This is a genomic window from Pseudoalteromonas sp. BDTF-M6, assembly GCF_018334135.1.
Classification (GTDB): domain Bacteria; phylum Pseudomonadota; class Gammaproteobacteria; order Enterobacterales; family Alteromonadaceae; genus Pseudoalteromonas.
Map to the genome: position 1 here is coordinate 327,740 of NZ_JAGXTQ010000003.1, position 13,638 is coordinate 341,377.

A 13,638-nucleotide genomic window follows, 5' to 3' on the forward strand; every position below is an offset into this window, starting at 1 on the left:
AGATATAGTGACCACGGACACTTCTATGCTAGATTTACAGATTATAATGTTAATTCTCTGTTGATGGCCTAGCTCAGTTCAAGGGATACACCTACTAGATCGGTTTCAGCGCCTTATTGGAGTCAAGAATTGCGTCGCTATATCAGTTTTTTGCTCAACGCATTACTTAGCTTTTTAGTCTTCTTTTTCAGCGCTAATGTCGTTTTTGCCACCCCAGTAAACTATGGCTATCAGTTGCAACGCCTGTCGACCGAGGAAGGGCTAAGCCAGGGGACGGTTAATACCATAGCCCAGGATGATTTCGGCTATCTGTGGTTTGGCACGGATCGCGGCCTAAATCGCTACGATGGTTATCAACTTAACCTCTTTAACGGTGCCGACCCTGCCCTGGCCAGCGATGCTATTTTGGCTATCACGCCACTGAAAAATGGCAACTTTCTCGTCTCAGCTCAGCTTAACGGCCTGTTTTTAGTCGACCCGGCGAGCCTAAGCTCACAGCAATTACTCAGCAACCCCCTGTCCGAAGTCGATGCCAAATACGCGACCGTTTGGGAAATAAGCCAGGATAACAATAACCAAGACATTATCTGGCTCGGCATTAACCATCAGGTATATAAGTACAGCCTGACTAATCGCTCTTTGGAGCTGGTGTTTAGCCTGAACAACCCCACCCATATGGTACGGGCCCTGCTGCCTCACGAAGATAGCCTGTATATAGGCACCTCCACCGGTTTATTCCGCTATCATAATGGTACCAGCTCGGCATTAACCCATTTACCCACTGCGCACGCCAGTAATGACCAGCGTAATATCAAATTCCTACAGTGGGATAACGAATTTGGCCTCTTAGTGGGCACCGTAGAAGGCCTATATCGACGTAACCTTGAAGGCCAGAAGCCGGTTATCGAGACGCTGATAGACAATCATAATATTTGGTCATTGCAACGCTACGGCACCGTGGATTTCGTAGCCACCGAAGATGGCCTGCTGCAATTTAATCGGCAAACCCGCCACACCACCAACCTGATCCGCTTTAGCGACTCTCGTTATGCGGTCAACGACAACAACGTCATGTCGATGTTTCGCGACAAAAGCGGCATGCTCTGGCTCGGCTCTCAAGCCCAAGGGGTATTTTCCTGGTCGCCCCTGGCCATGCGCTTTAAGCAAAAGGCCCTGGCCACTGGCAAGTACCAACATGGTCACGCTGCGTGGGCCATTTATGAGCAAGACAATGGCACCCTGTGGGTCGGCAGCGGTAATGGCCTCAATAAAATCCCCAAGGAGGGGCCAAGCACCACCTTGATGACCCTTGACGATAAAAAAATGGCCATGGGGCAACAAACCGTTTACCAGTTGCAGCCGGCGACTCATGTTGCCGACAGTCTTTGGGTGCTGGCTATCCAGGGCAGTGCCCTGCTGAATATGACCACAAACAACGTGAGTTATCCCCTTAAAAATGCCGCCCATCCAATTGGATTCGATGCTGAAGCCCTGCGTTGGGGGCTCTATCAGTTGGCCAACGGCATGACCTACTTTATTGCCCAGTCAGGCTTTTACCGCTTCGATCCGGCCAGCAACACAATTGAGGCCTTGCCGTCTATTGGACAACAGTTGCAACCAGAACACGCCTCGCACTTTTTGCCGCCATTGCCCACCCACAAAGACGACCCACTTATTAGTTACGGCGGCGGTTTATATCGCTACGATGTCAACAACGACAGCCTGCACCCCATTTACGAACCCAAATACGTAAACGCGCAGTCAAACAATTTAATCGACTCATGGACCCTGGATCAGAATAACAGCCTGTGGATCAGCATAGACGGTGAAGGCGTGGTCGCCCTGGATTTAGAAACGCTGGAAGAGCGTGACCGTATCGGCCCAGCACAAGGCCTACGTAGTCTGAGTGTATTTACCCCGGTGTTAGATAACTTTGGTTTCTTATGGTTTGGCTCCAATAACGGTTTGTATCGCTATAACATCAACAGTGGCCATTTACGTCACTTCAGCGTTAAAGACGGCCTCTCGGCGGCGGAATTCAACGGTTTTTCGGCAACCAAGCTGGCCAGCGGTGAGCTCGCTTTTGGCACGGTCAAAGGCCTGCTGATTGTCGATCCCGCAGACTTTATTACCGCCACCAATCATTATATTGCCCCGGCACCGCAAATTACCGACATTAACCTGCTATCTCGGCCCTTGGACTACACGCCAAGCAAATACGCCAATACCCCATTGCAGTTACAACATGACGACCTCGGCCTGACTATTTCATTTTCCAGCTTCGATTACATTCATCGCGATCAGGTGCGATACAAAATCAGCCTTAGCGGCGCCAGCGAGTTTAAATACCCCAACTACGCCAGCAACAACTTGCAATTTGCTACTTTGAATCCCGGTGCACACCAGCTCAGCATTAGCGCCTTCGACCCGGTGTCGGGCAAGTGGTCCCGTACCTTGCATCTGGGCATTGAAGTGGCGTATGCGCCCTGGCGCTCACCCGTAGCCATTACCCTCTATATAGTCATCAGTGCCCTGCTCCTGGGCACCTGGATGCTGTGGCTAAGACGCCAACAAAGACGCTTGCATAGCGCCCACGGCAAGTTGCTGGCCTCGCAACAACAAACCGACCTGGCACTGCAAAGTTCAAACAGCGGTATCTGGCACTATCAGGTAGAGCAACGGCGCTTTATGCAGCGCCGCCTGGCGGCAGAGCTGGGTTATAGAGAAATTCAAAATCAATGCTCGTTCGAGCAGTACGTCGATTTAATCCACCCTCAGGATGTCGACCGTTACCGACTTAACTGGAAGCGCTTTTTAAACCAGGGCGAACAAGCAACCTGGGACTTCACCTACCGTTTATGCCATAAACAAGGCACCTGGCACTGGTATCACGAAGTAGGACGGATCACCGAATACGATGCCAACGGCCAACCAAAGGAAGTGTCCGGGATCTACACCAATATCACCGACGCCAAAGCCTCGGCCCAACAGGCCACGGTACTGGGTGAGGCCATAGGCCAGATCAGCGATTGGTTATTGATTTTAGACGAGCACCTGCAGCCATTTTCCGCCAATGACAGTTTTTTACGGGCGTTTTCCGATCCAAATAGCCAGGGACTTAGTATTCAGCCCTTCGTGCGCGCCCTGGGCAAGCAAAAGTTCCAGCGTTATATGGGGCTGATTGGCAAATTAGCGGCGGGCGATAACTGGCGAGTAGAGGAACAAATTCGCACCAAACATGATATTCGCCATCCGGTGCAAATAAGCGTAACCGCGGTGTGTCGTGACAAGCAGGAGCAAAGCGACGAGATCAGCTACTATGTGGTGGTGATCACCGACCTGACCGAGCAGAAGCGCGCCGAGGACGAGCTGCGCTACCTGGCCAATTACGACCCCCTCACCGGCTTGCCAAACCGCACCATGATGCGCGGCAAAATAGCCCAGGCCATCGACTACGCCAAAGAAAATTCATCGCTTCTGGCCCTGCTGTTTATCGACCTGGATAAATTTAAGCCGGTGAATGACTCCTTCGGCCATGCGGTGGGCGATCAGGTGCTGTGTTGTATCTGCGAGCGCATCAGCGAGCAACTCGATGATAATTCACTGCTGGCCCGCCAAAGCGGCGATGAATTCTTATTACTGATTGAGCAGGTGCAATCGCCGCAGTCACTCAGTGAACTTTCCGAGCACCTGGCCAAGACCTTGGAAAAACCGATTAAAATCGGCAACATCACCATCAATATTTCCGTCAGTATCGGTATTGCCCTGTCTCCTTTTGATGCCGACAATGCCGAAGACCTGATCCGTAACGCCGATATGGCGATGATCTACGCTAAAAACGCCGGACGTAACGGCTATAAGTTCTTCACCGAGCAGATGAACAACCGCATCACCCACAAACTGATGCTGGAAAATGCCCTGCAAGATGCCTATCGCGACGAGTTGCTGACCAACCATTATCAGCCCATAGTGCATATCCACCAAAAACGCATCGTCGGCGTTGAGCTCCTGCTGCGCTGGCAAAGCGAGGGCCAGTTTATATCGCCCGCCGAGTTTATTCCGGTGGCCGAGGAAATAGGCCTGATCGATGCTATCACCGAACAGGCGCTGCATCGCGCCCTGCGTGAGCTCAAGCAATGGTTTAGTACCTATGATGACTTCTATTTGTCGGTGAACCTCTCGCCCATACATATTCTTAAGTCCAACCTGACCGAGCGTTTGGTAGACATCCTCGCCATGCATGATGTCAGCCCGGCACAATTGCGCTTGGAGATCACCGAAAGCACCCTGTTGGACGACAAGGCCAAGGCGGCGGCGCAGCTCAATAAATTGCGGGCCGCCGGCTTAAAGCTATTCTTGGATGACTTTGGCACCGGCTACTCGTCGCTGACCTATCTCAATCAGTTCCCTATCGATGTGATCAAGATAGACCAAAGCTTTGTGCGCCAAATCGGCATCAACCCCACCAACGAGGCCATTATTCGCACCATACATAACCTGGCCAGCAGCCTGGGACTGTACTGTATTGCCGAAGGGGTGGAAACACGAGAGCAAATCTTCTTCTTAAATAAGCTCGGCTGCCATCACCTGCAGGGCTTCTTCTTTGCCAAGCCGTGCGATGCCGCGACCCTGGCGGCTAAGTATTACCTGGAAAAAACCCTGGAAAAGATGAATAGCCTGTAGCCACTAGGCTCTTGAAATACGCTCTTTAGCGCTTTGAATGAAGCTGGCAGAGCCAGTTAGAAGCATGGCCCAAAGGCGGTAAAAGGGAATTGATCTTCGCACAGTCGCGCCGTTTAGCTTGCCTCGCTGGCACCACAAGGCTGATGATGAGCGCCGTTGGCACTGGCCTCAATTTGCAACACGCTGTGAGGAATATTAAATTTACTCGCCAACATCTGCTCCGCCGCGGCGCGGCAGATGGCATCATGGGCGGCCACGGTACAATGGTGTTTTAAAACGATATGCGCACCGACCGCGGGAGCATTATCCACTATGGACACGGTAACATTATGGACACTGGCGACATGATCGAGTCGGCTTAAGGCCTTCTCTACCCGGGTCGCCTTAGGCAACGCCTCGGCAGACGCTCGCAAACGCTGCAAGCACTGGAATATCAGGCGCAAGCCGGTCACCAGCACAAATACCGCAATCAACATGCTAAAGAGCACATCCACCTGCTGCCAGCCGGTCAGCACAATAATCACGCTTGCCACCAAGGTGGTGACCGTGGAGAGCAAATCGAAAAAGGTATGCAAAAACACCGCATACACATTAATGCTTTCTTTGCGGCCCTTATAAAGCACCCAGGCGGCAGTGCCATGAAACACAAAACCCAGCATGGACACCAACGCCATAATTTGCGGGTTCACATCGCCACGCTCATGACCGTGTTGCAAATCGACAAAGCGATCCGTCCCCAGGGTGAGAATGGTCAAACTAATGGCCAGATATAAACTACCGTTGATCAAGCCCCCAACCAACTCCGCCTTGTTAAAGCCATCGTTAAAGTTGCGCGCCAGGTGAATGGCGATGGACGAAGCCAGAATAGCGATAAACAAGGTGCTGTTATGCACAAACAGGTGTCCGGCATCGGCAAATACCGCCAGGGAATTAGCAAAATACGCCGCCACCAGCTGAATAACCATAAAGCTGCACGTGATGCTCAAAGCGATGAGCAAGCGTTTACGTGAAGCCTGATGGGTGGTGATGTCGGTCATGGGCGCAAGGTCACTAAAGAAGAGAAATGATATATAGTAGCAATTGTAATTGTTTTGCGACAATATTACACCCGTTTTCAGCACTTCGCCGCTGCGAATGCTGTAAAATCAGCCATGATGACATGAGGGGCGCGTAACAGCTCCCAAGCCCGAACAAAGCATAGCGCCGACGCTGGTCCCATTTTCTGGCTCGTAAAACCGTTAGATGGTAGGCTGTTCTGAAAATAAACTCCCTAATAAACAAAGTGTTGGTATTAGCATGGCAACTTCTTCTCTTAAGCACGCCCTGGTCGTAGAAGGCGGCGCAATGCGCGGTATCTTTGCCACCGGCGTACTCGATGCCTGGCTGGCGGCCAATTACCAACCCTTTGATATGTACTTTGGCGTGTCGGCCGGTGCCACCAACATCGCCGCTTTTTTGTGCGCCCAACACGGCCGTAACTACAAGGTGATCACCGACTATTCCTGTCGCCCCGAATTTATCAGCTATGGACGCTTTGTCCGCGGTGGCCACCTGTTTGATTTGGACTGGTTGTGGCATAAAACCATCAGTGAAATTCGCTTAGACCTGGCGACCTTTGCCAGCCAAAGTGCCCCTTTTTATGTGGTAGCCACCAATGTGCACAACGCCCAGGCCGAGTACATTCAAGGCACGGCTGAGAATCTGGAGCAGGTGCTAAAGGCCTCCTGTGCCTTGCCATTGGCGTACCGGGATTACCCCGAGTACCTGGGCCAATGCTATACCGATGGCGGCATAGGCGACTCCATTCCCGTGCGCCAGGCCTACGCCATGGGTGCCAATAAGATCACCGTGATCCTATCTCAGCCCCTGGGCTATCGTAAAAAACCGGCGAAATTTAATTGGCTGACTCAACGCCTGTTAAGAGATACGCCGGCACTGGCAAAACGCATGGCTACCCGCTGGGCCGATTATAATGCCAGCCTGGATTTCATTATGCAGCCGCCAAGCGACTGCGAGATCCATATTATTGCCCCACCGACTGAGTTTGACATCTCCCGCACCACTCGGGATTTAGCTAAACTCGATGCCGGTTATGCCATGGGCCGCAACGCCGCACAGGCGTTTATCAGTACACCCTAACGGTGCCTTCTACGCCCATTTCTCAGCCTTAATGGCCAATACGACAGGATGTCAGATATGAATAACGCAGTTACTAAACCCGCCACCGCATCGACTTATTCTCGAGGGACGTCTCCCTGGCAGGGGCCAGATCAACACACACTCAGCCTGGCTGAACCTGTGGCCGACGAATTTGACTTCCCACGGCCTTCCTCTGCCTATCGCACCCTGGACAAGGTGTTCTTTATACTTGCCCTGCTTGCGGTCCCCTTACTGCTCATTGGCACAGGAGTAAGCGTTGGCCTGGCTCTTAGTCATGGCCTGTTTTGGCAAAACATCATCGCCGATAGCCATGCCTGGCAATTTGCCGGTTATTGGTTTGCGGTTGCAATCGCGGCGGCAGCGCCTTGGTTGCTTTCTCACCTCTACCTGCGTTGGCGGTATCAAGAATACCTGGATGCTGGCAGGGATATACTCTGTCCCGAAGAGCACGTTAATATGCATAGGCTCGACTACAGCACGCTGATCAATTTGCAGCCGCTGCATATCCTATCTTTGCTAGACATGAAGCCGTCACAACGGCTGGATAAAGCAGGCTTTATCGCCAAACATAAGTATTACTGGAGTAACGATTCCCTCACTTTCTATAGTTGGAAACGATCTTGGCTTGGCAATCTGCTCTGGGGACTAAATGCCCTGAACTTTTTGATGATATTTTTAGGCTGGCCTTTTATGCTGATCCAGGTGTTGTCAGAGCCCGTCAATACTCCCGCCTATGTCGCGCTTTTTCTAACCTCCGCCGCCCTGCCCTTTATCTATAAAAAGACCAAAATGCAGGTAACACGCTTTTATCCCTACTTGGTGTTCCAGCGCAACAAAGGCATGGTCGAGCATTACCATAATAAGGTGTTGCAATGGCGCTGCCATTTTAGCGAGCTGAACGCTTACGCAAATTTTAGCCCGGGCAATCAAACCCAGCCGCCAAGCACCACCTTGGAAATTTACCCGCGCTACCCACAAAAAACGCCTAGACGACGCGTGCCCTTAAGCACCTGGTGCGCCATTAATGTCAGCGCCGCCACCGAACTATGGGGCGTTTTACAAGCCTTTATGAATATCAATTGCCCCCTGCCCTTGGTGTTGCCGCTTGTGGATAAACGCGACAAGGACGGCGCCAGTCGCGCTTACGCACAGGCGTTTGCAGAGCTCGCAACTAATGCCATGGGTCCAGACTCCTTTGAGATGACCCCCACGGACGATGCCGCCTATCCGGCCTGGGTTAAAAAACGCCTGACTCAGGAAATAGGCGCTTTTTACTGGCATGTTGGCGAGTTAGATGTGCAAGAGGAAACAGAAGTGATGGTACAAACGTAAAGCTCAGGTGCGATGATTGAGCTTTAATAACTAATTACTGCTCTGAAAGCAAATGTTAGACCCTAACGCATTTAATTTTCACTTGCCGACAGCTTTAGTATCCATTGTTTCGCTATTTGCGGATTGGCATGTTGCCAGTCTTTGCTCAAGTAAAGATCAACCAAGTCCCCAATGGCTTGTTTATTTCCCGTTTCGGCACTTTTCTTAAGCAATGGCAGTGCCTTATCATAATGCTGCTGTTCAAGGTAATAAGAGCCAAGATTGGCGCAGGAACTTATCACTCCTTCCTTACAATCCTGCTCTAGAAATTCAATAAATTGACTTCTGAATCTAAGTGCATTCTCTTTAAAGCAGTCTTCAGTTATTGCTTGGTAGCCATAATAAGCCCTGCGAAAAAGCGCCTTTTCACCTTCTTGTGCCGCTTCTAAATAGCCTAAATGGATCCGCGAGAACACCTTCATAAACATCTCGGTGTCCTGTTTTGCTTCTTGAGCACTCTGCATACGTAAGGAGCTGAGTTCATATTGATAATAGATAGCACTGCAGTAAACACCGAAAGCAATTCCAAATATATAAATGACTAATCCCTTAAACATCGTGCTCTCCTACTTTGATTCAATTTTGGCAAAGGAATAAAAGGTGAAATAAATAGCTAGTAAGTTGAAGGCCGCGTAGTTATGCAAATTGACACCAAGAGTAACTTTTAAAGCGAGAAAGGGTGCAAAGCTATACTCTTGAGTGGCACCACCAAAAGATAAGGTTTGTACTAGCCAAAAGAGCAAGGTCACAGCCTTTGCTTTGTTTGACTCTATAAGCGACAGCCAGGTTGAGATAAAGCCAACGAAACAGAGAAGCAACTGCAAGTAATTGATTTGGAGAAAATATAGATAAGAATGCAGTAAAGATGCTGTAGTGGCGGCAGTCATCAAGGCCGAAGAAATGAAAATAATCTGATAGCTTGTCATATTTTTTAGAGTCAGATTCATTTCAACATAAACGGCGAAAGACGAAAAATACAGTTCACCATAAAACTCATTCGCTTCTACTACAAAGCAAAAAGTGTCGATTTTTGTATCAAGGCCAAGCTGACTGAGGCACCTACAAAAAAAAGCCGCTCAATTGAGCGGCTAGGACACTGCACCACTGGAGATTTCAGGGTGTAAGTGCAGTAGCTGGTTAGGCTTTACTCCTGGTGATGACGGATCAGGTAGTCAAAGGCGCCCAGGCTGGCGGTGGCGCCTGAGCCCATGGCAATAATAATTTGCTTAAAGGCGGAGTTGGTGGCATCGCCCGCCGCATACACGCCCTCTACATTGGTGGCACCGCGATTATCCACTTCGATTTCGCCGAATTTTGACAAGGTCACGCCGCTTTCTTTCAACCATTCGGTGTTAGGCACCAAACCGATTTGTACAAATACCCCGGCAATGCTGAGCTGATGCTGCTCGCCCGTGTTGCGATCCGTATAGGCCAGCGCCGTTACCTTATTGCCATCGCCCAGCACCTGTGTGGTTTGCGCGCTTTTTATGATGGTGATATTGGCCATGCTCTGCGCCTTGCGCACCAAGACCTCATCGGCACGCAGGGTATCGGCAAATTCAAGTACAGTGACCTGCTCTACGATATTGGCCAGATCAATGGCCGCCTCAATACCCGAGTTACCACCGCCAATTACCGCCACGGGCTTGCCTTTAAACAAGGGGCCGTCACAGTGCGGGCAGTAGGCCACTCCGCGGCCGCGATATTCGCGCTCACCGGGCACGTTCATTTCACGCCAACGGGCACCGGTGGCCAGGATCACCGCCTTGGCCGTTAAGGTGGCGCCGTTTTCAAGCTCAATGTGGTTGCCATTGTCACTGTAAAGTCGCGATGCACGCTGGTTATCAATCACGTCCACATCATAGTCTTTAACATGCTCCTCAAGCTGGGCCACCAGCTTAGGGCCTTCGGTGGCCTTGACCGAGATAAAGTTCTCAATCGCCAGGGTATCGGCAACCTGGCCGCCAAAGCGCTCCGCCACCACGCCGGTGCGCAACCCCTTACGAGCCGCATAAATGGCCGCGGATGCACCGGCCGGACCGCCACCAACAACCAGTACGTCGTAGGGGGCTTTTTCATTTAACAGCTCGGCCTGACGGGCACTGGCGCCTGCGTCCACCTTGGTGAGGATATCGTTTAGGCTGATGGCGCCCTGGCTGAAGACTTCACCGTTTAGGTATACCGTGGGCACCGCCATAATATTGCGGGCCTCCACTTCCTCCTGGAATAAAGCGCCATCGACCATGGTAGTGGTGATCCGTGTGTTCAGTGCCGCCATGGTATTAAGGGCCTGCACCACGCCCGGACAGGTCTGACAGCTTAAGGAGATATAAATCTCAAAATTCAGTTCCTTATCCAGTGCTTTAATTTGCTCAACCTGAGCCGCATCGGCCTTGGTGGCAACGCCACCGCTGTGCAGTATGGCCAGTACCAAAGAGGTAAACTCATGGCCCATGGGCACCCCGGCAAAGGCGATGGCCGTACCCTGCTCGCCCTTAACCGTCATCGATGGACGGCGGGCTTGTTCGTCGTTATTTGTACTGACGCGAATGCGCTCGCTTAGCGATGCTAGATCATTGGCCAGCGCCTGTAATTCGTTACTTTTGTTCGTGTCGTCGAGGGCAAGAACCAGTTCTATGTCACCCGTCAACGTACTTAAATGGCTTGATAATTGATTTTTAATTGCAGTGTCTAACATGGTTTGCCTCAACAATTTAGAAGAAAAAGGCGGTGTCTCCACCGCCACAGTCTGACTTATGTAACTCGGACGACTTAGATTTTGCCGATTAAGTCCAGTGAAGGCGCAAGCGTCTCTTCACCTGGCTGCCATGAGGCCGGACATACTTCACCATCGTGAGTGGCGATGTACTGAGCGGCTTGAACCTTACGCAGTAGCTCTGACGCGCTGCGGCCAATGCCCAGGTCATGCGTCTCAATCACTTTGATTTCACCCTCAGGGTTAATCACGAAGGTACCGCGCAGTGCCAGACCTTCTTCTTCAATCATTACCCCGAAATTACGGGTAATTTGACCTGTTGGGTCGCCAATCATAGGGAATTGGATTTTCTTAATGGTGTCTGATGCGTCGTGCCATGCCTTGTGGGTGAAGTGGGTGTCGGTTGATACCGAGTACACCTCTACGCCCATTTCCTGTAGCTTGGCATAGTGGTCTGCCAAATCGCCCAGCTCAGTAGGACATACAAAGGTGAAGTCCGCCGGGTAGAAGAACACGATTGACCATTTACCCAGTAGATCCTGCTCACTCACCTCGGTGAAATCGCCATTGTGGTAGGCGGTGGCTGTGAATGGTTTGATTTTTGTGTTGATTAAAGAGTTGCTCATTTTATCCTCTCATTTATCTCAATGATTTAAGTGAATTAGTACGGGAAGTACCTTGCCCCGCTGGCTTGATTACTAAGATAACGATGAGGGGTTGATAAATAAAATTGATTGTTTAGATTACTTCAATCGTATTTTGTGATTGATCTTGGGCGCAAATGTTCTGCTCCTTTATTTTTCAGGGTTATCCACCCACAAAATTCAGGGCAAATCATGGACATGAGCCAGCACAAACCAGGCTAGCTCGCTGGGTAAAGCCATTATTCTATGCTAGATTGAAAAGTCTCTTCTTTAGAAACAAAGCAACAAGATGCCGCTTATGATCAAGAACCTCCTTATTCTCGCCTTAGCCATGAGTGTGGCGGCTTGTCAGGATGAACCTAAGGCCACTAAATCAGCCCAAATGCCTGCCAAAGCAAACACGGTCGAGAATGCCAAAACCAAGCCTGTGCCAAGTGCATTCAACCCTGCCGGTAATTATGTCAGTGGCGAATATCAAAAACGCGACCAAGGTTATGACTGGATGGCGGTACAGGTGAGCCAAAGCGGCCCCGAGCAAATCAATGTATCAATACGCTCTCGTATCGATAGAAAGCGCCCGACCTGTACCTACACGGGCACGGCACAGCGATTAAGCGACACCCGCTATAAGGCCGAAACCCAGGGCACCGCCATACTCTTTGACTTCACTGAGCAAGGCATTGAAATCAGCACAGAACAGCCAGAAGCCGAAGGCATGCTTAATTTCTTCTGCTCCGGCGGTGCTTCGATTAAGGGCGGCTACAGCAAGCTGAGTGAGCCTTTGGATAACAGCCAGCTGGACCAAAGCATCTTCAATAAAACCCTGGTGTTACAGGGTATTGGCTTTAATGTCACGTCTTTTAAGGGCGAAGGTGAAAACCGGCTAACCATAGCGCCTTTTGGCTTATCCATCAGCAACGAGGCGGTCAGCCATAGAATTAATGGCCGTGTGGTGAGCGCCGAGATTGAGGACTTAAACTCCGATGGCTCTCCCGAGCTCTTGGTCTTTACCCAATCCGATGGCAGTGGCAGTTATGGTGAGGTGATAGGCTATTCGGTGAACAACAAAAAGTCCATGAGCCAGATTTATTTTCAACCCGTGACCGAGCAGCCTATGATCAGCGCCGGCTACATGGGCCATGATGAATTCGCCATTGTAGAAACCTCTCTGGTGCAGCGTTTCCCTGTTTATGGCGAAAACGACACCAATGCCGGGCCGACGAAAAAAATGCGTCAGGTGCAGTACAAGCTGGTCGATGGCGAGGCAATGCGTCGCTTTGTTATCGATAAGGTGGTGGAGCTGGATTTACCTCAGTAATGGCTTTACTAAGACCGCCTTTGGGTGTGGGCGAGGCCTTTGCCGATAGATCTTGTCGCGTTGGGCGACGAGCGACCAAAGCAAGGCTTCGCAGCGCAAATTCAAACGGGAGGAGCCTGATAGTCTGCGTTTTTTAGTGAATGGGTATGGCTAAAAACTGATATAAACGCCGTTGAAAGGGCATACAAGCCAACGGCTTGGCTGTAACGCGCAGGCCCGAAGGGCTGGAGAGAACTTGACAACCTTGCTAGGCGTTTCTTTCCAAATCATCCGTATACTTTTTAAGCCCTTCAGCGTACCACTTTAGAACCAGTATTTGCCTCTTTGAAGGCTTTTTCATCCAGGAGAAAGGCTTTCTATGGTTAGGGAACATGAACATAAGAGGCATAACCAATAAGGAAATAACACCAAAGCCAGATACAAGTGCACCCAATCCAAAAAACAAAATTAGAACCCACAACTTTGGTGATAAAGCTGTGTATGGGCCGACCAATATTTCTGGGCCAAATAACTTAACTGCAACAGCTTCACCACCGTATACTCCAGCTACACCAGCGGATAATGTAATCCCAATTGTAACTACAAATAATAGAGCTCTTTGAATCAACATTTCAGATGCCTAATAGGTTATTAGTAATTCCTTATAAGGTAGCTTACCTTGTAAGCTTGATACCTTCCACGGTACACGGTTCACTTTAACTGGACTATATGTAAGGTGCATGGTGGCGCGCTAAAAACTGCACTTC

The 13,638-nt window shown here is 50.4% G+C and carries 10 protein-coding genes; 4 read left to right on the forward strand and 6 right to left on the reverse strand.

Going from position 1 to position 13,638, the window contains the following annotated elements; all coding sequences use genetic code 11:
* Positions 1–129: 129 nt before the first annotated feature.
* Complete coding sequence (locus KD147_RS08695) at positions 130–4,683, forward strand: EAL domain-containing protein (RefSeq protein WP_212547539.1); 4,554 nt, start codon at positions 130–132, stop codon at positions 4,681–4,683.
* A gap of 113 nt (positions 4,684–4,796) precedes the next feature.
* On the opposite strand, the gene KD147_RS08700 is transcribed toward KD147_RS08695, so the two are convergent.
* A complete protein-coding gene (locus KD147_RS08700; RefSeq protein WP_212547540.1) occupies positions 4,797–5,720 on the reverse strand; it encodes a cation diffusion facilitator family transporter in 924 nt (307 codons plus the stop codon).
* 259 nt (positions 5,721–5,979) lie between these two features.
* Here KD147_RS08700 and KD147_RS08705 point away from each other — a divergent pair, with 259 nt between their 5' ends.
* Positions 5,980–6,822 (forward strand): patatin-like phospholipase family protein, encoded by an 843-nt coding sequence (locus KD147_RS08705; RefSeq protein WP_105189335.1) that lies wholly within the window; start codon positions 5,980–5,982, stop codon positions 6,820–6,822.
* Between the two features lie 57 nt (positions 6,823–6,879).
* Positions 6,880–8,175, forward strand: a complete 1,296-nt coding sequence (locus KD147_RS08710) for a hypothetical protein (RefSeq protein WP_212547541.1) — start codon at positions 6,880–6,882, stop codon at positions 8,173–8,175.
* 71 nt (positions 8,176–8,246) lie between these two features.
* On the opposite strand, the gene KD147_RS08715 is transcribed toward KD147_RS08710, so the two are convergent.
* The 4 genes from KD147_RS08715 to ahpC all read right to left on the reverse strand — a co-directional run bounded on the left by KD147_RS08715 (position 8,247) and on the right by ahpC (position 11,556).
* Positions 8,247–8,771: an SEL1-like repeat protein gene (locus tag KD147_RS08715; protein ID WP_212547542.1), complete on the reverse strand. Its 525-nt coding sequence runs from the start codon at positions 8,769–8,771 to the stop codon at positions 8,247–8,249.
* Positions 8,772–8,780: 9 nt separating this feature from the next.
* Complete coding sequence (locus tag KD147_RS08720; RefSeq protein ID WP_212547543.1) at positions 8,781–9,140, reverse strand: hypothetical protein; 360 nt, start codon at positions 9,138–9,140, stop codon at positions 8,781–8,783.
* Between the two features lie 218 nt (positions 9,141–9,358).
* Entirely contained in the window at positions 9,359–10,912 is a 1,554-nt protein-coding gene (gene ahpF, locus KD147_RS08725; RefSeq protein WP_212547544.1) for an alkyl hydroperoxide reductase subunit F, read from the reverse strand.
* 74 nt (positions 10,913–10,986) lie between these two features.
* Positions 10,987–11,556: an alkyl hydroperoxide reductase subunit C gene (gene ahpC / locus KD147_RS08730; RefSeq protein WP_212547545.1), complete on the reverse strand. Its 570-nt coding sequence runs from the start codon at positions 11,554–11,556 to the stop codon at positions 10,987–10,989.
* 316 nt (positions 11,557–11,872) lie between these two features.
* Here ahpC and KD147_RS08735 point away from each other — a divergent pair, with 316 nt between their 5' ends.
* Positions 11,873–12,892: a PliI family lysozyme inhibitor of I-type lysozyme gene (locus tag KD147_RS08735; RefSeq protein WP_212547546.1), complete on the forward strand. Its 1,020-nt coding sequence runs from the start codon at positions 11,873–11,875 to the stop codon at positions 12,890–12,892.
* Between the two features lie 247 nt (positions 12,893–13,139).
* Here the strand turns inward: KD147_RS08735 and KD147_RS08740 are convergent, their stop codons facing one another.
* A complete protein-coding gene (locus KD147_RS08740) occupies positions 13,140–13,502 on the reverse strand; it encodes a hypothetical protein (RefSeq protein ID WP_105254508.1) in 363 nt (120 codons plus the stop codon).
* Positions 13,503–13,638 lie beyond the last annotated feature (136 nt).